The 18,139-nt window shown below is 68.0% G+C and carries 12 protein-coding genes; 5 read left to right on the top strand and 7 right to left on the bottom strand.

The features are described 5' to 3' along the window. The first annotated feature begins 12 nt into the window (after nt 1–12). The 4 genes from KEG57_RS35090 (at nt 13) to KEG57_RS35075 (ending at nt 6,824) form a co-directional block, all read left to right on the top strand. Nucleotides 13–1,041 carry an arginine N-succinyltransferase gene (locus tag KEG57_RS35090; RefSeq protein ID WP_272424953.1) on the top strand — a complete coding sequence of 343 codons (1,029 nt, stop codon included), beginning with the start codon at nt 13–15 and terminating at the stop codon, nt 1,039–1,041. Between the two features lie 140 nt (nt 1,042–1,181). Continuing rightward, on the top strand, nt 1,182–3,206 hold the full coding sequence (locus tag KEG57_RS35085) for a GMC family oxidoreductase (RefSeq protein WP_272424952.1): 2,025 nt from the start codon (nt 1,182–1,184) through the stop codon (nt 3,204–3,206). A gap of 386 nt (nt 3,207–3,592) precedes the next feature. Next, nucleotides 3,593–5,827: an MXAN_6577-like cysteine-rich protein gene (locus KEG57_RS35080; protein WP_272459225.1), complete on the top strand. Its 2,235-nt coding sequence runs from the start codon at nt 3,593–3,595 to the stop codon at nt 5,825–5,827. 88 nt (nt 5,828–5,915) lie between these two features. Continuing rightward, nucleotides 5,916–6,824 (top strand): hypothetical protein, encoded by a 909-nt coding sequence (locus KEG57_RS35075; protein ID WP_272424950.1) that lies wholly within the window; start codon nt 5,916–5,918, stop codon nt 6,822–6,824. Here KEG57_RS35075 and KEG57_RS35070 read toward each other — a convergent pair. The 5 genes from KEG57_RS35070 to KEG57_RS35050 form a co-directional block, all read right to left on the bottom strand. Further along, nucleotides 6,821–7,579 carry an ABC transporter ATP-binding protein gene (locus KEG57_RS35070; RefSeq protein ID WP_272424949.1) on the bottom strand — a complete coding sequence of 253 codons (759 nt, stop codon included), beginning with the start codon at nt 7,577–7,579 and terminating at the stop codon, nt 6,821–6,823. The two genes, KEG57_RS35075 and KEG57_RS35070, sit on opposite strands and share 4 nt — an antisense overlap. A gap of 4 nt (nt 7,580–7,583) precedes the next feature. Then, nucleotides 7,584–9,278, bottom strand: a complete 1,695-nt coding sequence (locus KEG57_RS35065; protein ID WP_272424948.1) for an FtsX-like permease family protein — start codon at nt 9,276–9,278, stop codon at nt 7,584–7,586. Beyond that, entirely contained in the window at nt 9,275–10,939 is a 1,665-nt protein-coding gene (gene lysS / locus KEG57_RS35060) for a lysine--tRNA ligase (RefSeq protein WP_272424947.1), read from the bottom strand. Before lysS ends, KEG57_RS35065 begins: the two co-directional genes overlap by 4 nt. Continuing rightward, nucleotides 10,936–12,082 (bottom strand): peptide chain release factor 2 gene (gene prfB / locus KEG57_RS35055; RefSeq protein WP_272424946.1). Its coding sequence is split into 2 segments (ribosomal slippage): nt 10,936–12,012 and nt 12,014–12,082, totalling 1,146 coding nucleotides; the frame shifts between segments, so codons are not numbered across the junction. Before prfB ends, lysS begins: the two co-directional genes overlap by 4 nt. Before the next feature lie 51 nt (nt 12,083–12,133). Beyond that, nucleotides 12,134–13,264, bottom strand: a complete 1,131-nt coding sequence (locus tag KEG57_RS35050) for a cytochrome-c peroxidase (RefSeq protein ID WP_272424945.1) — start codon at nt 13,262–13,264, stop codon at nt 12,134–12,136. Between the two features lie 257 nt (nt 13,265–13,521). Here KEG57_RS35050 and KEG57_RS35045 point away from each other — a divergent pair, with 257 nt between their 5' ends. After that, nucleotides 13,522–15,597 (top strand): M48 family metalloprotease, encoded by a 2,076-nt coding sequence (locus KEG57_RS35045; protein ID WP_272425001.1) that lies wholly within the window; start codon nt 13,522–13,524, stop codon nt 15,595–15,597. A gap of 55 nt (nt 15,598–15,652) precedes the next feature. Here the strand turns inward: KEG57_RS35045 and KEG57_RS35040 are convergent, their stop codons facing one another. Then, complete coding sequence (locus KEG57_RS35040; RefSeq protein WP_272424944.1) at nt 15,653–17,134, bottom strand: dihydrolipoamide acetyltransferase family protein; 1,482 nt, start codon at nt 17,132–17,134, stop codon at nt 15,653–15,655. A 1-nt stretch (nt 17,135) separates the two neighbouring features. Further along, entirely contained in the window at nt 17,136–18,110 is a 975-nt protein-coding gene (locus KEG57_RS35035; protein WP_272424943.1) for an alpha-ketoacid dehydrogenase subunit beta, read from the bottom strand. Nucleotides 18,111–18,139: the final 29 nt, after the last annotated feature.

Here is an 18,139-nt window from a genome sequence, read left to right as displayed (position 1 = left end):
CCTCAGTTTCCCATGCTGCCCTACGAGATTCGCGCCGCCACCCTCGGTGATGAGGAGCAGATGCTCCGCGTCGCGCGACACCTCAACTCGGTCAACCTGCCGCACGATCGGGACGAGATTCACGAGATCGTGAGTGTCTCCCACAAGAGCTTCACCGGCGAGATCAAGGATCCACGCCTGCGGCAGTACGTCTTCGTGCTCATCGACAACGAAAAGCAGCACATCGTCGGCACGTCGATGATCATCGCGCAGCTCGGCCGGCGCGGCGCGCCCTACATCTACTTCGACGTGCTCGACGAGGAGCGGTACTCGGCCACGATCGACCGGCACTTCCACCACACGCTCCTGCGCATCGGCTACTCGTACGACGGCCCGACCGAGATCGGCGGCCTCGTGATCATGCCCGAGTACCGCCGCACCGACCGGCTCGGCACGCTCATCTCGTATGTGCGGTTCCTCTATCTCGCCGCCCACCGCGAGCTCTTCCAGCAGGAGGTCCTCGCCGAGCTCCTGCCCCCGCTCGAGCCCGACGGCACGAGCCACCTCTGGGAGGCCCTCGGCCGGCGCTTCACGGACATGACGTACGCCGAGGCCGACCGGCTCTCGAAGAAGAACAAGGAGTTCATCAAGGGCCTCTTCCCCGAAGGACCCATCCACGCGTCGCTCCTGCCCGAGGACGCGCAGAAGGTCATCGGCAAGACGGGCATGCAGACCCGCGGCGTGGAAAAACTCCTGCGCCGCATCGGCTTCCGCTACGCCCACCGCGTCGACCCCTTCGACGGCGGCCCGCACTACACGGCGCGGATGGATGAGATCACGCTCATCGCCGACACGAAGCGCACCCGCGCCGATCGCCCCTACGCCCCGAGCCCCGGCGACCGCAAAGGCATCCTCGCCGTCGAGATGCCCGAGCCCCCGTTCTTCCGGGCCGTCCTCGGCCACCTGCGCGAGGGCCCGCGCGGCGTCGCGATCGACGACGAGGCCTGGGAGACGCTCAACCTCCACCACTCGAGCCCGCTCATCGTCCTCCCGATCGAATGACGCTTGGGGGCTACGCTCGGCGAGCCGAGCTGCGCCCCCAAACCCCCCGGCCGCGGCGCGCTGCGGCACGGCCGTGTTCGCCCCCTTGTATTCTGTGCGTTCTTTCGCTACAGAATTTTTAGTACACAAGGGAGCCACGCATGGTTGCTCACCCGGACCCTTCGCTCTCCGTCCCCAGCGATCCCGCGGGCCTCTCGCGTGGCCTGCGTCGCAAGGCGCCGGCCCCCGCACGCGCCGACCGAGACCGGTGGCTCTCCGCGCGTGAGCTCGACATCCTGACGGCGGTCGCCGAGGCCGCCCTCCCCCCGGGACGTTTCCTCGAAGGGGCGGGCCGCGCGACCGCCGAGGCCACGCACCGCTACCTGTCCGACATCCCCCGCGAGGCGATCCGCGTCTTTCAGGCCTCGCTCTGGGCCGTCGAGCTCTCCACGCTGCCCACGAAACGAAGGCCGTTCTCGGAGCTCTCCGCGGAGGACCGGCTCTCGGCGCTCCGGCGCTTCGAGCAATCGCGCGTGCTGCCGATCCGCGAGATCGTCCGGGTCCTGCTCACGCCGCTCAAGGCCATGCATTTCGACCGGCCCGAGATGTTCCGCCACGTCGGCTGCCGCTACGAGCTCGAGACGGTGCGCGACGAAAAACCCCGCTGGATGGCCCGCGTGACCGACGGGCGCGAAGTCGATACGGATCTCGACCTCGAATGCGAGGTCGTCGTCGTCGGCACGGGCGCGGGCGGCGCCGCCGCGGCCTACGAGCTCGCCTCGCGCGGGCGAGCCGTGCTCCTCTTGGAGGAGGGGCATTACCACCGGCGATCGAGCTTCAACGGCAGGCCCTCGCGGGCGTTTGGCAATCTCTATCGCGACAAGGGAATGACCGTCGCCCTCGGCAACGTGAACATTCCCGTTTGGGCCGGCCGCGCCGTCGGCGGCAGCACGGTCATCAACTCGGGCACCTGCTACCGCGCCCCCGCCCGCACCTTCGCCTACTGGCGTGATCATCACGGCCTGCCCCGCGACTTCTCGCCCGAGGGCCTCGGCCCTTATTACGAGCGCGTCGAGGCCATGCTCGGCGTCGCCCCCGCGAATCCGCTTCATCTCGGCAAGATCGCCGGCATCATCGCGCGCGGCGCCGAGCACCTGGGACTGCATCACCACGCGCTCACCCGCAACGCCCCCGATTGCGACGGCCAAGGCATTTGCTGCTTCGGCTGCCCCACGGGCGCCAAGCGCTCCACCGACGTGAGTTACGTGCCCGCCGCGCTCGCTCGCGGCGCCGAGCTCGTGACGGCCGCGCGCGTCGATTTCGTCGACATCGTGGCCGGACGCGCCCGCGGCGTCACCGCGACGCTCGGCGCCGAACGGACGAACGGCCGCGCCCCGCGCCTCCGCGTCCGCGCGGATGCCGTCGTCGTCGCCGGCGGCGCGCTCATGACGCCGCTCCTCCTCCGCCGCAGCGGCGCGTGTTTGTCCTCGGGGATGCTCGGGAAAAACCTCTCGATCCACCCCGCCTCGAAGGTGATGGCGCTCTTCGACGACCGCGTCGATCAATGGAACGGGATCCCGCAAGGGTATTCGATCGACCATTTCGCCGAGGAAGGCCTGCTCTTCGAGGGTGGCTCGCTCCCGTTCGACGTCGCCGCGCTCGGCGTACCCTGGTCGGGGCCGAGGTACGTCGAGGTGATGGAAAAATACCCATACCTCGCGACGTTCGGCTTCATGATCCAGGACCATAGCCGCGGCGAGGTCCGCACGGGCCCCGGCGGCCGACCGCTGCTCTTTTATCGCATGAACGAGCGGGATACGCGGCTCCTCCAGCGCGGCGTCGAGATCCTCTGCGACGTCTTTCAGGCCGCCGGCGCGCGCCGCGTCCTGCCTTTCGTCGCGGGTCATGACGAGGTGAGCACGAAAGAGGCCCTTGCCCGGCTCCGGTCGAGCCGCATTCAGCCGAGCGACATCGAGGTGACGGCGTACCACCCCCTCGGAACGTGCCGTATCGGAACCAATCCTGCCCGCTCCTGCCTCGGCCCCGACCACGAGGCTCACGACGTCGCCGGACTCTACGTATGCGACGGCAGCGCCATCCCGTCGTCCCTCGGCGTGAACCCGCAGATGACCATCATGGCCATGGCCCTGCGCGCCGCCGAAATCCTCCATCAGCGGCTAGGCTAGCAGCGATTCCACTTTGCTAGACAGAATGCCGCTTTAACAGACATTTTCCCTGGTCATCGGACATTCCACGTCCTTCCGAGAATCGTCCGACGCTTCCACGTCCGTCCAAGCAGTGGTAAGGTCGGTCGCCCGAGGGACGGTCCCCGGGGCGATTCCAGCGGATCATTTCCTTCCGAAAACTGCGGCATGGTCGCCTGAAAAAGTACCGCGCGTGCGGCCGGAGCGCCGACGAACGCGAAAGACCGTGCGGTGGGGGACAGAAATGAACCGCTCGAATCGAGATGTGCCTGCTTTCCAGGAAGGTTCCAACAGCAATGAGTAGCAAAGCGCAGTCCCCCCGCGGGGGGTGGCGATGGGCGCTCACGGCGGCTTTCATGAGCCTCGCCGTGGCTTCGTGGACGGGGTGTAGCGACGGCGGCGGATCGAACACGACCGACGGCAATGGCGGCGCCGGCGCGACCGGCGGCAACGGCGGCAGCGGTGGCGCGGGCGGCGGCACCGGCGGCACCGGCGGCGGCGAAACGTGTCCGTCCGGACAAACCGACTGCGACGGCACCTGCACGCTCACCGACATCGATCCGAACAACTGCGGCGCGTGTGGCAAGGCGTGCGCGGCCGGCGAGACCTGCACCGCGGGGATGTGCGGCCTCGCGTGTGCCGGCGGCACGACGAACTGCGAAGGCAAATGCGTCGACACGACCATCGACCCGACGAACTGCGGCACGTGCGGCACGGCCTGCGCGGCCGGTGAGGTCTGCTCGGCCGGCCAGTGTGGCACGCAATGCGTCGGCGGCACGACGAACTGCGAGGGCAAGTGCGTCGACACGACCATCGACCCGACGAACTGCGGCATGTGCGGCACGGCCTGCGCGGCCGGCGAGGTCTGCGCGAACGGGCAATGCGGCCTCGCCTGCGTCGGCGGCACGACGAACTGCAATGGCAAGTGCGTCGACCTCACCATCGACGCGCTGAACTGCGGCATGTGCGGCACGGCGTGCCCGGCCGGCCAGGCTTGCTCGAACGGCCAGTGCGCCACGCAATGCGTCGGCGGCACGACGAACTGCAATGGCAAGTGCGTCGATACCACCATCGACCCGACGAATTGCGGCATGTGCGGCACGGCCTGCGCGGCCGGCCAGGTCTGCGCGAACGGCCAATGCGGCCTCGCCTGCGTCGGCGGCACGACGAACTGCAATGGCAAGTGTGTCGATACCACCGTCGACCCGCTGAACTGCGGCATGTGCGGCACGGCGTGTCCGAACGGCCAGGTCTGCTCGAACGGGATGTGCCAGCTCGCCTGCGTCGGCGGCACCACGGTCTGCAATGGCAAGTGCAGCGACCTGTCGCTCGACCCGCTGAATTGCGGCGCCTGCGGCACGGCGTGTCCCTTCGGCGAGGTCTGCACGGCCGGCAAGTGCCAGCTCAACTGCGTCGGTCAAACGACGAAGTGCGGCTCGCTCTGCGTCGACATCAAGACGGACACGGCGAACTGCGGCATGTGCGGCAAAGCCTGCGCCGCTGGCCAGGTCTGCTCGAACGGCGTCTGCCAGCTCAGCTGCGTCGGCGGCACGACGAAGTGCGGCAACGAGTGCGTCGATACCGAGACGGACGGCGCGAACTGCGGCATGTGCGGCAAGGTCTGCGCGGCCGGCGAGGTCTGCGCGGCCGGTCAATGCAACCTGAACTGCGTCGGCGGCACGAAGAAGTGCGCGAACACCTGCGTCGACACAAAGAACGACCCGGGCAACTGCGGCGCCTGCGGCAACGTCTGCGCCGCCGGCCAGGTCTGCACGAACGGCCAGTGCGCCGCGCAATGCGGCCCCGGCACGACGAAGTGCGGCAACGTCTGCGTCGACACGAAGCTCGACCCGAGCAACTGCGGCATGTGCGGCAATGCCTGCGCCCCCGGCCAGGTCTGCTCGAACGGGCAATGCGGCGCGACCTGCGCGGCCGGCACGACGAAGTGCGGCAGCGAATGCGTCGACACGCAGACGGACGAGGCAAACTGCGGCATGTGCGACAACGCCTGCCTGGCCAGCGTCGCCTGTTATGCCGGCGTCTGCCAGCCGCCCGGTGGCTGTGACACGCTCGGGAGTTGCGGCACCTGCAATCAATGCGCGTTCGACGGCGTCTGCTCGGACGAGCTCGCGACGTGCGCGAACGACCAGGACTGCGTCACGCTCTTCAACTGCCTGAACCCCCCGAGCGGCGTCTGCGACGCGGCCTGCCAGGACATGTGCGTGCAGCAAACGACGCAGGCCGCCATCGACCAGTACAACAACATCATCGAGTGCATCTTCTGCCAGGAGTGCGGGACGAGCTGCAACGTGGACCCGATGGCGGCTGGCTGCCCGGCGAGCTGTGACAACAACCCCAATGGCTGCAACGGCTGCTATGCCTGCGCCGCGGGGATGGGCGGCAACTGCGAGGACGACCTGCAGATCTGCCTCAACAACCCCGAATGCGTCGCGCTCGACGACTGCTTCGTGATGTGCCCGCCCGGCGATCAGCAGTGCCAGCTCAACTGCGAGCAGGCGCACGTGTTCGGCATCGCCGACTACAACGCCATCGTTCTCTGCGGCTTCTACCAGGAATGCCCGAACGACTGCCTCGGGCCGTGAAGCCCTAAGCGTTTGTCCGAATCCCGGTTTTCCCGGGATTCGGACAAACGCGGTACCCGGCCTCACGTGGGCGGAGTAAGCTCCGCCCATGCCGAAGACCCCTCCCCAAAAGCGCGGCCCGGGCCCGAAGAAGCCGTCCGGCGTCGAGCTCCCGCCCGCGCAACGATTCGCCCCCCTCGCGATCGGCCTCGGCATCGGCATGATGTTGCTGATCACGGTGACGGCGCTGCGAAGGCGGCCCCCGCCGGCGCCCGCCGCCTCGGCCGAGCCGGGCACCGAAACCCCCGCGCAACGAAGCGAACGGCTCGCCCGCGCCTGCGAGGCCGCGCGCACGATGCTCTGGACCGGCAGCTCCTGGGGCGCGATGCCGCTCGAAGGATTCACGGTGCGGCTGTGGCTCGGCCCGAAAGACGGGAAGATGGTCACGCATCCGGTGATCGAGGCCGCGGGCCAGAAGAGCAAGCTCGGCGAGGACGTGGACGCGGTGCTCGCGAAGGTGAACGACGGGTCCGTCTCCGTGGTGCGCCACGAGCCCGAGGGCGAGCTCGAAATCGCTTTCTCGGAAGGGTATGCGCGGGCCTTTTTCGAGCTCGAAGGCCGCAATCGATTCATCGGCCTCGGCGAGCGAATCGCGCGCGAGACGAACGCCGACGGCGCCGCGCTCTACGCCGGCTGCGCTCATCTCGACACGCGCGACGTCGGCGCCTGGTTCCACGGCAAGGACACGAAAAAGGCCGCCGCCGCCCTCGTCTATGTGATGGGTTTGCCCGGGGGCGTCCGCACGCCGAAACACGTGCCGGCCGCGAAAGATCTGGCCACGATTCAGGCCGCCACGGCCCCGCTCGACGAGAGCACGATCCTCGAGATCGTGCGCGACGACGGCGCGCGCACGGTCACGACCGACGGCGTCTCGATCACGTTCCCGTTCTCGAACCCGGTCCGCGCCGCGCAATCGAGCGCGAAGATCGCGGAGAAACTCTCCCTGGCAAAACCCTAGGCTTCGGCCGCCGCTGCGGGCGCCGCGGCCGCAGCGCCCGCTTTTTCGCTCTCGAACGGGGATTGACCGCGACGCACGTCGCTCTCGATCCTCCCGTCGGTCACCGTCACCATCCGCGGCATCGACTCGGCGAAGCTCGGATTGTGCGTGACGACCACGATCGTCGTGCCGTGCTTGCGATTGATCTCGAAGAAGAGGTCGTGCATCGCCTTCGAGGTGCTCGAATCGAGGTTGCCCGTCGGCTCGTCGGCGAGCAAAAGCTTCGGCGAGAGCACGAGCGCGCGCGCCAGCGCCACGCGTTGCTGCTCGCCGCCCGAGAGCTCGCCGGGCCGATGCGTCACGCGGTGCGCGAGACCCACCTCCGTGAGCAGCGCCGTCGCGGGCGCCTCCATTTCCCGGCGTGATTTGCCCTGGATCAGGCCGGGCATCATCACGTTCTCCAGCGCATTGAACTCGGGCAGGAGGTGGTGGAACTGGAACACGAAGCCAATCGTGCGGTTCCGGATCGCCGCAAGCCGCGCGCTCGGCAGGCCCACGAGGTGCTCGCCTGCGAGCTTGATCTTCCCGGCCGTCGGCAAATCGAGCGTGCCGATGCAATGGAGGAGCGTGCTCTTGCCCGCGCCCGAGGGGCCGACGATCGCCACGACCTCGCCTTGATCGATGACGAGATCGATCCCGCGGAGCACGTCGAGCCGACGCCCCATGTGGACGAACGATTTTTGCAGATTCTCGATGACGATGAGCGGCTCGCTCATGGGCTCACTCGTAACGGAGCCCGTCGACGGGCGATAGCCTCGACGCCGCGCGGGCCGGATAAAGGGTGGCGATCGTGCAGATGATGAGCGCGGCGACCGCGACCATCGCGTAGTCGCTCCCGTTCACGTTCACCGGCAATCGGTCGATGTAATACACCTCGGGATCCAATCGGACCCCGAAGCGCGCGAGGCCCGAGCAGGCGGCGAACGCGGTGCCCACGCCGAACACGGTGCCGATGCCGCCGATGATGACGCCTTCGAGCATGAAGATGCGCATGATCGCGCCGTCCGAAGCGCCGAGCGCCTTCAGGATCGCGATCTCCTTGCCCTTCTCGGTCACCATGAGGAGCAGCGTGCAGACGATGCAGAAGCTCGCGACCGCGATTGCGATCGAGAGGATGATGAACGTCGCGATCTTCTCCAGCTTGAGGGCGCTGAAGAGGTTCTTGTTCATCTCCACCCAGTCGCGCACGCGGAGCGGCTCCTTGCCCTCCCCCATGTCGAACTTCGCGGCCGCAGCCTGTACGAGCGGCGTCACCTCCGCGACCCGCTCGGGATCCGGCACGCGCACGTCGATCTGGCTGATGTTGTCGCCCATGCTGAAGAAGCTCTGGGCCACGTCGAGCTTGATGTACGCGTGCGTCGCGTCGTACTCGTACATCCCGCTGTAGAAGATCGCCGCGACGCGGAACCTGCGCGTCCGCGGCATCACGCCCATCGGGCCGAGCTCGCCCATCGGCGAGAGCAACGTGATCTCGTCGCCCACGAGCACGTGCAGGCTCTTCGCGAGCTCCTTGCCGATGATCACGCCCGGCAGGATCTTCACGTCCTTGCGCAGCGCCGCCTTCACGGCCGGATCGAGGTCCGCCGAGGCGCGCAGGTCCGGCCCCTTGAAGTACGGCTCGCCCCCGGGGCCCCGGCCGATGATCGTATCGGCCGGCAGATCCGCGAGCTTCTCCGGGTCGTCGAGCCAGTCGAAGTTGCCGACCTCGATGTTCTGCTTGAGGTCGATCACCTGCGCGATCGTGTTCGTGTCGATGCCACGCACGAGCGCGCCCGCGGTGTTCGACGCCGACGAGCCCATCGCGTCGCCCGCCACGACCGGCGTCGCCGCCCCGCCCTTCGGCGCGACCGCGAGCCTTATGCCGTCGAGCTTGTCCTCCCAGTCGCCGTAACCGCCGGGCCGCGTCACGTCGACGACGATGTGCGCGTTGTTGCCCAGGATCTTGCGCTTCAGGTCGGCGCCGAAGCCGCCCATGATGCTCGTCACGGAGCAGAGCGCGCACGAGCTCACGGCGACGCCGGCCATGCTGAGCACGCTGATCACCGTGAGAAATCCGCTCTTCGTGGCGCGCACGTGCCGTGCGCCCACGTACGAGCTGAAGCCCCGGCGCTCGAGCAGGTCGAGGATCACCGGCAAGAGCGCGGCGAGCACCGCGAGAAGGAAGACGACGCCCGTGCCGAGCGCGGAGAACCCGACGATCTCGTCCCGCAGCTTGAACGGCGCGAATCGCTCGCGCGGGGTCTTCGCCGCGAAGTGCGAAAGCACGACGAAGGCGAACCCGAACAGCGATCCGAAGATCCAGCCGATGCCCCGCGGCGAACCTGCGTGCAGGCGCCGGACGCCGAGCACGGCAAGCCACACGGCCGCGAGGACGGAGAGGATTTGCAGGACGAGGAAGGGCGCCTTGTCGATCAACTGCCGCTCGCCTCGGGCCGGAGGAGGGGGAAAAGGATGACGTCGCGGATCGACGCGGCGCCCGTGAGCAGCATCGTGAGCCTATCGACGCCCATGCCGAAGCCCGCGGTCGGCGGCATGCCGTACTCGAGCGCGCGCACGTAATCGGCGTCGTAGTCCATCGTCTCCTCGGCGCCTTTGGCCTTCTTCTCGACCTGCGCCCGGAAGCGTGCGTCCTGATCCTCGGGATCGTTCAGCTCGCTGAAGGCGTTGCAGAGCTCGCGGCCGTCGACGAAGAGCTCGAACCTGTCGACGAGCGCTTCATTCCCGTCCTTCTTCCGCGCCAGCGGCGAAACCTCGAACGGGTAGTCGATGATGAACACGGGCAGGCTCTTCGAGCCGTCGTCCGTGCGGTAATCCGCGGTGAGGAAGGGCTCGGCGAGGTACTCGTAGGCGCAGAAGACGCGCTCACCCTCGCTGTCGCACTTCTTCATGCCCGAGCGGAAGTTCGCCCAGTCGATCTCGCGCTTCTTCTCCTTGGCCGCCTTCGCCCAGGCCTTGATCGGCGCGTCGTCGTCGGCGACACGCGTGGCGACCTCGGGGGGCAAACCGGAGCGGGCGAGGGCGTTCTCGATGGCCTTCGCCATCGGGACCCGAACGAACCGCTCGAAGGACCAGGTGCGCGCCTTCGCCCAAGACGCGTGCTCCTCGGGAACGGCCGCGGCGAGCGCCTCGTCGACGGCGCGCAGCATGGCCTCGGTCTGGTCCATGAGCGTCTCGTACGTGGCGTAGGCCTGGTAGTACTCGAGCATCGTGAACTCGGGGTTGTGCCGCGTGGAGAGCCCCTCGTTCCGATAACAGCGCGCGATCTCGTAGACGCGCTCGAAGCCGCCCACGACGAGACGCTTCAGGTAGAGCTCCGGCGCGATGCGCATGAAGAGCTCCATGTCGAGCGTGTTGTGGTGCGTCTTGAAGGGCCGGGCCGCGGCGCCGCCGATGATCGTGTGCATCGTGGGCGTCTCGACCTCGAGGAACCCTTTGCCGTCGAAGAAACGGCGCAGCGCCGAGATGATGAACGTACGCGCCCGGAAGACCGTGGCGACCTCGCGGTTCGCCACGAGGTCGACGTAGCGCATGCGGTAACGCGCCTCGACGTCCTTGAAGCTCGTCTTCGTGGGCAGCGGTCGATAGGCCTTCGTGAGCAGGCGGAAGCTCGTCGCCTTGACGCTGAGCTCGCCCTTCTGCGTGGCCATCGCCGTGCCGCTCGCCTCGATGATGTCGCCGAGGTCGATCTCCTCGTGCAGGCGCGCGTAGGCCTCGCCGAGCACGGCCTCGTCGCAGTAGAGCTGCAGCTCGCCCGTGCGATCGCGGAGGCGCACGAACGAGACGCCGCCCATCTGCCGCAGGAAGAGCACCCGGCCCGAGATACGCAGGGGCTCGGGCGCGACCTTCTCGGCGTCGTACCGGCCTGCGGCGTTTTTCGCGCCGTCGAACCGCGCGCGGGCAGCCGCGAGATCCACGAGCGGCTCGCCCGACGTGACGTCGTTGGCGAACGGGTTTTCCCCGCGCCCGCGGATCTTCGTGGCCTTCTCTTTGCGAACGGCGATGAGGGTCTCCTCGGCGTGCTGCGTTGCCGCAGCCGCCGAAGAGGACCCCTTCTTTTCCTGCTTGTCCTCGCTCACGCGTCGTCCTCTGCGACCACCTGGCCGCCCTTCTTCAGCGTGCCGCCCGCCGCGGCCATGAGGTACGCCTCGATGAACGAGTCGAGATCCCCGTCGAGCACCGCGTCCACGTTGCCCGACTCCGTCGCGGTCCGCACGTCCTTCACGAGGCGGTAGGGGGCGAGCACGTAGTTGCGGATCTGGCTGCCGAAGTTGATCGCGGTCTTCGAGGCCTGGTACGCGGCGTTCTCGGCGTCGCGCCGCGCGAGCTCGCGCTCGTAGAGCTTCGCCTTCAGCATCTTGAGCGCCATCGCCCGGTTCTGATGCTGGCTGCGCTCGGCGCGGCAGACGATGTTGATCGTCGGATCGGGAAGGTATCGGAGCCGGACCGCCGTCTCGACCTTGTTCACGTTCTGCCCGCCCTTGCCGCCGGCGCGCATCGTCGTGATCTCGATGTCCTTCTCGTTGACCTCGATCTGGATGTCGTCGCCGACATCAGGCGTGATCTCGACCGCGGCGAACGCGGTTTGTCGCGTGTGATCCGCGTTGAACGGGCTCATGCGCACGAGCCGATGCACGCCGGTCTCCGAGCGCAGATAGCCGTAGGCGCCCGGCCCCGAGACGGTGAACGAGACGGCGTCGATGCCGGCCTCGTCGCCGTCCTGGTAGTCGATGATCTCCGTCTTGTAGCCGCGCCTCTCGCAGAAGCGCAGGTACATGCGGAGCAGCATCGAGGCCCAGTCCTTGGCGTCCGTGCCGCCGGCGCCCGGGTGGATGCTGACGATCGCGTTCGACTGATCGGCCGGCCCGCTCAGCATCCGTTCGAGCTCGACCTTGCGCAGGCGCGCATCGAGCTCGACGACTTGCTTCTCGCAGTCGGCGATCGCGGCGTCGTCGTTCTCGGCGGCCGCGAGCTCCAGGTACTCGGCGGTGTCGTCGATCGCGCGGCCGAGCGTCTGCGCGACCTCAAGCTTCTGCTCGACGTCCGCGCGCTTGCGCAACGTGGCCTGCGCCTTCGTTTGATCGTTCCAGAAACCAGGCTCGAGCGACTTTTGCGTCAGCTCGGCGAGCATGCGGGACAGCTTGGGGACGTCAAAGATGCCCCCTTAGCGCCGCATAGCGCCTTTTAAGGTCTTCGATTTTCTCGCGGGTCTCGGACAGCATGGGCGGCGGTTTATTCGATTTCCGCCGCCCACGCTAGGGGGGACGAACCGATCACGTGGGATCGGGGCCGGGCGTCTTCTCGCCGTTCGCGGGCAGCTCGGGCTTCTTGATGTACTCCTGCGGGATCTCGCCCGTCAGCGATTTCAGGAAGGCCACGATGTCCGCGACGTCCGCCTCGGGCAGCTCCTTGCCGAGCTGGTGGTAGGCCATCGCCTGCACCGCCGCCTCCAGCCGATCGAAGGCGCCGTCGTGGAACCACGGGCCCGTCTCCGCCACGTTGCGCAGCGTCGGGACCCGGAAGACCATCTTGTCTTCTTCCTTCTTCGTGACCTCGTAGCGGCCGAGATCCTTCTGGTTCGGGTACGCCTTGATCAGGCCGAGCTTCTGGAAGGTCGAGCCGCCGAGCGCGCTGCCGCTGTGGCACGAGGTGCAGCCGTTCTGCACGAACTTCGTCAGGCCCGCGCGCTCCTGATCCGTCAGCGCGCCCTTGTCGCCGGCCATGTACTTGTCGAAGCGCGACGGCGTCACGAGCTGCCGCTCGAACGCGCCGATCGCCTTCGCCAGGTTGTCGTACGAGATCGGCTCCTTGTCGTCGGGGAAGGCCTTCTTGAAGGCGTCTTCGTAGCCCGGGATCGACTCGAGCACCGCGACGACGCTCGCCTCGTCCTTCATCGCCATCTCGACCGGGTTCAGGATCGGGCCCTTGGCCTGATCTTCGAGCGTGCCCGCGCGGCCGTCCCAGAACTGCGCGACGAACCCGCCGGCGTTGTACACGGTGGGCGCGTTGCGGCCGCCGAGCTGGCCTTTGTGGCCCTTCGAGACCTTCGTGCCGTCGACGCCGAACTTGTCGAGCAGGTGGCACGAGTTGCACGAGAGGTCCTGGTTCTTCGAGAGCCGCGTGTCGAAGTAGAGCTGGCGGCCGAGAGCGACCTTGTCGGGCGTGATCGGGTTCGTGTCGGTCTCGCCGCTCTTCGCCTCGTACTTGGCGGGCAGCGTGCCGAAGTTGTTCTTCATGTCCGCGAGGTCGAGCTCCGCGAGCTTCGCGGCCTCTGCGGAGGCGTTCGCCCCCTTCTTCTTCTGCTGGAACGGGAGCGGCGTGGCCTCACGCTCGCCGCAGCCGGCAGCGCCTGCGAACGCCGCGGCAGAGATCAAGAGCAGTGGCAGGAACTGGCGGAAGCGCATCGGTGACGTGTCTCCTCGCAACACGGGAGCCCAGATTGCGTACGAGGGGGCTCCTCGGCGCTTCGTCTTAGGTGACAACCCCCGGCCGCGTCAACGATCGGCTGCCAAGACGACGGATCGAACAAAAGGTGCCCCAACGGAAGCGGGAGCCCGAACGCCGGTCGGGCTCGCCCGCCGCAGCGGAGCCATCGGGATCGCAATGCCGTGGCCCGGTCGGGTACGATGCGGAAGAACGGGGAGGAGGCACCGTGGGAGGGATGCAGGATACGTCGGGGAAACGTGCTTCGCGGTTTGGAGGAGCGTTGCTCCTCGCCCTCGCGGGTTTGCTCACGTCCGCGGACGGGAAGGCCGCTGACGAGGGAGCCTTCGAGCGGGAGCTCGCCGAGCAGATCCAGAAGCTCGATCCCGACGCGGCAAAGGTGTTTGCCGAGGCAAACGCGGCCCGCGAGCGCGGCGATCTCGCGGGCGCCGCAGAGCTCTACGAGAAGGTGCGCGCGCGCGTGCCGAAGTTCTCGGCCGCGACGCGAAGACTCTGCACGGTGAAGCTCCACCAGGACGCGCGGAACGAGGCCGTCGCGCTCTGTCGCAAGGCGCTCGCGACCGAGGACGTGGCCGAAAACAAGGCCGCGCTGGCGCAAGCGCTCCTGATGCGGCCGCAAGGCACGACGCCGAACATGTCCGAGGTGCGAGAAGCGTTCGAGCTCGCGACCTCGGCCGCGGCGCGAAAACCCGACGACAAGTTCGCCCAGCTCCTCGTCTGCGAGTCCGCGCTCCAGAACAGCCGCTTCGATCACCTGCGGACCTGCTCGCGCGCGCTCGAGCGCATCGCCCCGGAGTTCGCCCCGACGCACCTCTACGCGTCGATGGTCGACGCGTCCGAGGGCAAACTCGGCGACGCCATCGGGAAGCTCGATCGCGCGAAATCGCTGGGCCTCGACGACCAGACCTACACGTCGCTCAAGGGCCAGTACGAGGAGGCGATGCCGTTTTACGAGCGATACGGCACGACGCTCCTCTACGGCTTCCTCGGGTGGCTCGCGGGGCTCGCCGCACTGCTCGGGCTCGGAGGGGTGCTCAGCAAGCTGACGCTGCGCGCGGCGACGGCCGTGCCGAAGTCGGCGGACGAGAACGCGACGGGCGCGGACAAGTGGCTGCGGCGCATCTACGGCGTCGTGCTCTGGGCCTGCTGCGCCTACTACTACATCAGCCTCCCGATCGTGATGTCGCTCGTGCTCGTCGCGGGCGGCGGCATCATTTACGGCTTCGTCGCGATCGGGCGGATCCCCGTGAAGCTCGTGGCGATCGTCGCGATCTTCACGCTCGTGTCGCTCTGGGCGATGCTGAAGAGCATCTTCTTCCGGCCGAAGGAGAGCGAACCCGGCGACAAACTCGACCTCGCCGAGCACCCGAAGCTCTGCGCCGTGCTCGAAGAGGTGGCCGGGCGCATCGGCACGCGGCCGGTGGACAACGTGTACATGACGCCGACGACGGACGTGGGCGTCTTCGAGCGCGGCGGCCTGCTCCGGCAGCTCACGGGGCGCACGGAGCGTTGCCTCGTGCTCGGCGCGGGCGTGCTCGACGGCTTCTCGATCGGCGCGTTCAAGGCCGTCCTGGCGCACGAGTACGGGCATTTCCACAACGAGGACACGGCTGGCGGCGGCTTCGCGCTGGCCGTGCGGCGGAGCGTGTTCACGATGGCGCTCTCGCTCGCGCAGGGCGGAGCCGCGGCCTGGTACAACCCGGCGTGGCTGTTCGTGAGCGGCTTCCACAAGATCTTCCTGCGGATCTCGCAAGGCGCGTCGCGCTTGCAGGAGGTGCTCGCGGATCGATGGGCGGCCTTCGCGTACGGCGCGGAGGCGTTCACGGAGGGCCTGAAGCACGTGATCGAGCGGTCGATCCGCTTCGACGTGCACACGCAAGTCGCGCTCTCCGAGGTGATCCAGGAGAAGCGCGCGCTCGCGAACCTCTACCGCTACCGCGTCCGCGGAAAAACCCCGGAGGAGGCCGAGATCGAGAAGGCGGTCGACGAGGCGATCCACGCCGAGCCCTCGCCCTACGACAGCCACCCGAAGCCCGCAGATCGTTTCGCGTGGGTGAACGCGCTACCGAAGCGCGCGCTCGAGGGCTCACCCGACGACACGCTGGAGGTCTGGGCGCTGTTCGGGGACCGCGCGAAGATCGAGAAGCAGATGACGCAGAAGATCCGCGAAGCCGTGGCGATGAACCACGGCGTGATCATCCCCGCGGGCAAACCGAAGGCGAAGAAAGACGCAGGCGAAGAGGAGACGGACGAGGCGGAGGAGCAGGCCCCGGAGGCAGCCGGGGCCGCTTGACCTCACCCACCCCGGCCCTCCCTCTCCACGCGGTGGAGAGGGAGGGAGAAGGGCCTCAGGCCATTTCGAGGAAGAGGCGATCCGGGTTCTCGAGGTACCCGATGATCTCGTAGGCGAACGCCGCGCCGACGTGGCCGTCGATGATGCGGTGGTCGAAGGACAAACTCAGCAGCATCACGTCGCCGATCACGATCTGACCGTCGCGCACCACCGGCTTCTGCTTCATCTGGTGGATGCCGAGGATCGCGACCTCGGGGAAGTTCAGGATCGGCGTCGCGAAGAGGCCGCCCTGCGCTCCAAGCGAGGTGATCGTGAACGTGGAGCCGCCGAGGTCCTCGGACCGAACCTTGCCGGCCTTCGTGTCGTCGCCGAGGCGCTGGATGTCCCGGGCGATGTCGAGGATGCTCTTCCGATCGGCGCGACGCACGACAGGCACGATGAGTCCCGCGTCGGTGGCCGACGCGATGCCGATGTCGAAGTAGCGGCGCTGCACGATCTCTTGCGTGGTCTCGTCGAAGGCGCTGTTCAGCGAGGGGTGCTTCTTCAGCGCGGCGACGACGGCCTTCACGAAGAACGGCAAGAACGTGAGTTTCACGTTTGCCTTGTCCGCCGCGGGCTTGAGGCGCGCGCGGAGCTCCTTCAGCGCCGTGACGTCGCACTCCTCGACGAACGTGAAGTGCGCCGCGGTGTGCTTCGAGCGGCTCATCTGGTCGAAGATCCGCCTGCGCATGCCGCGCAGCGGGATCCGCTCTTCCAGCGACTCCTCGCCGGCCGGAGGCGGCGGGACCCGCATGGGCGCAGGAGCCTTCGCCGTGACCGGGGCAGGCGCGGCCGCGGGGTGCGGCTCGCCCGCCGCGATGGGCTTCGGCAGCGGCGCGGGCGCCGTCGGAAGCGACTCCGGCACGTGCGCGGTCACGGCCGTGTGCATCGCGAGAGGCACCGGCGTGGTCGCCGTGCTCGCGCCGCGGACGTCGTCCTTCGTGACCCGACCACTCGGGCCCGTGGGCGAGACCCGACGCAGATCCACGCCGAGATCCCGCGCGAGCTTGCGCGTGGCCGGCGTGGCGAGGGGTTTTTCGTTGTAGTACGCGGCCACGGGCGCCGCCGTGATGCCGTTCGTCGTGTGCGAGGAGCCGAGCGGCATGAGGTTCATGCCGGGCAGGTCCTCCTTGATGTCACCGACCGCCGTCGCGGCCGGGCCATCATTCTTCACTGCCTTGGGCGTGCTCGCCGCCGTCGGCTCGGCCGCCACGGCGGGCGCGAGCGCAACCGCAGGCGCGGCCGCGGGTTTGTCGCCGTCGAGATCGAACACGACGAGCACCGAGTGCACGGCGACGACCTGACCCTCCTTGGCGCGCGTTTCCAGGATCTTGCCGGCCTTCGGCGCGGTGATCGTGACGGTCGCTTTGTCCGTCATCACCTCGACCATCGGCTGGTCTTCCTTGACGATGTCGCCCGGCGCGACGAGCCACTTGACGATCTCGCCTTCGGTGACGCCCTCGCCGATGTCGGGCAGCTTGAACTCGAAGCTTGCCATCTCAGTACCTCGCGGTCTCGATGATCGCCGGCAGGATGCGGTGGGAGAGCGGCAGGTACTCCATCTCGAGCGTGTACGGGAACGGCGTGTCGAAGCCGGTCACGCGCTTCGGCGGCGCCTCGAGGTGGAGGAAGGCCTTCTCGTTGATGAGCGCGACGATCTCGCCGCCGAGCCCGCAGCTCTTCGGCGCCTCGTGCACCACGACCACGCGGCCCGTCTTCTTCACCGACGTGAGGATCGTGTCGATGTCGAGCGGCCAGAGCGTGCGCAGGTCGATGATCTCGCAGTCGATGCCCTGCGCCGCCGCCTGGTTCGCCGCGTCGAGCGCCTCGTAGAGCATCGCGCCCCAGACGACGATCGTGACGTGCTGACCCTTGCGCACGACGCTGGCCTTGCCGAGCGGGACCGTGTGATCCCCCTCGGGGACCTCGCCCTTCGCCGCGCGGTAGATGCGCTTCGGCTCGAAGAAGAGGACCGGATCCGGGTCGCGGATCGAGGCGAGGAGCAGGCCCTTCGCGTCGGCCGGGTTCGACGGACAAACCACCTTGAGGCCCGCGACGTGGATGAACTGCGCCTCGGGCGACTGCGAGTGGTAGTGGCCGCCGCGAATGCCGCCGCCCGTGGGCGTGCGGATGACGAGCTTCGCCGGATACTCGCCGCCCGAGCGATAGCGGTACTTCGCCAGCTCGGAGACGATCTGATCGTACGCGGGGAAGATGAAGTCGGAGAACTGGATCTCGGGGACCGGAACCAGGCCGTAGAGGGCCATGCCGATCGCGGTGCCGATGATGCCACCCTCGGACAGCGGGGTGTCGATCACGCGGTCGTCGCCGAACTCGTCGAAGAGGCCCTGCGTGACGCGGAAGACGCCGCCGACCTTCCCGACATCCTCGCCGAGGACGACGACGCGATTGTCGCGCCGCATCTCGTGGCGGAGGGCGTCGTTGATGGCCTGGACCATGTTCATCTGAGGCATCGTGCTATCTCTCCGTGACCTTCTCGAAA

This window comes from Polyangium jinanense (assembly GCF_028435365.1).
This window is presented reverse-complemented; position numbering and strand designations above follow the sequence as displayed.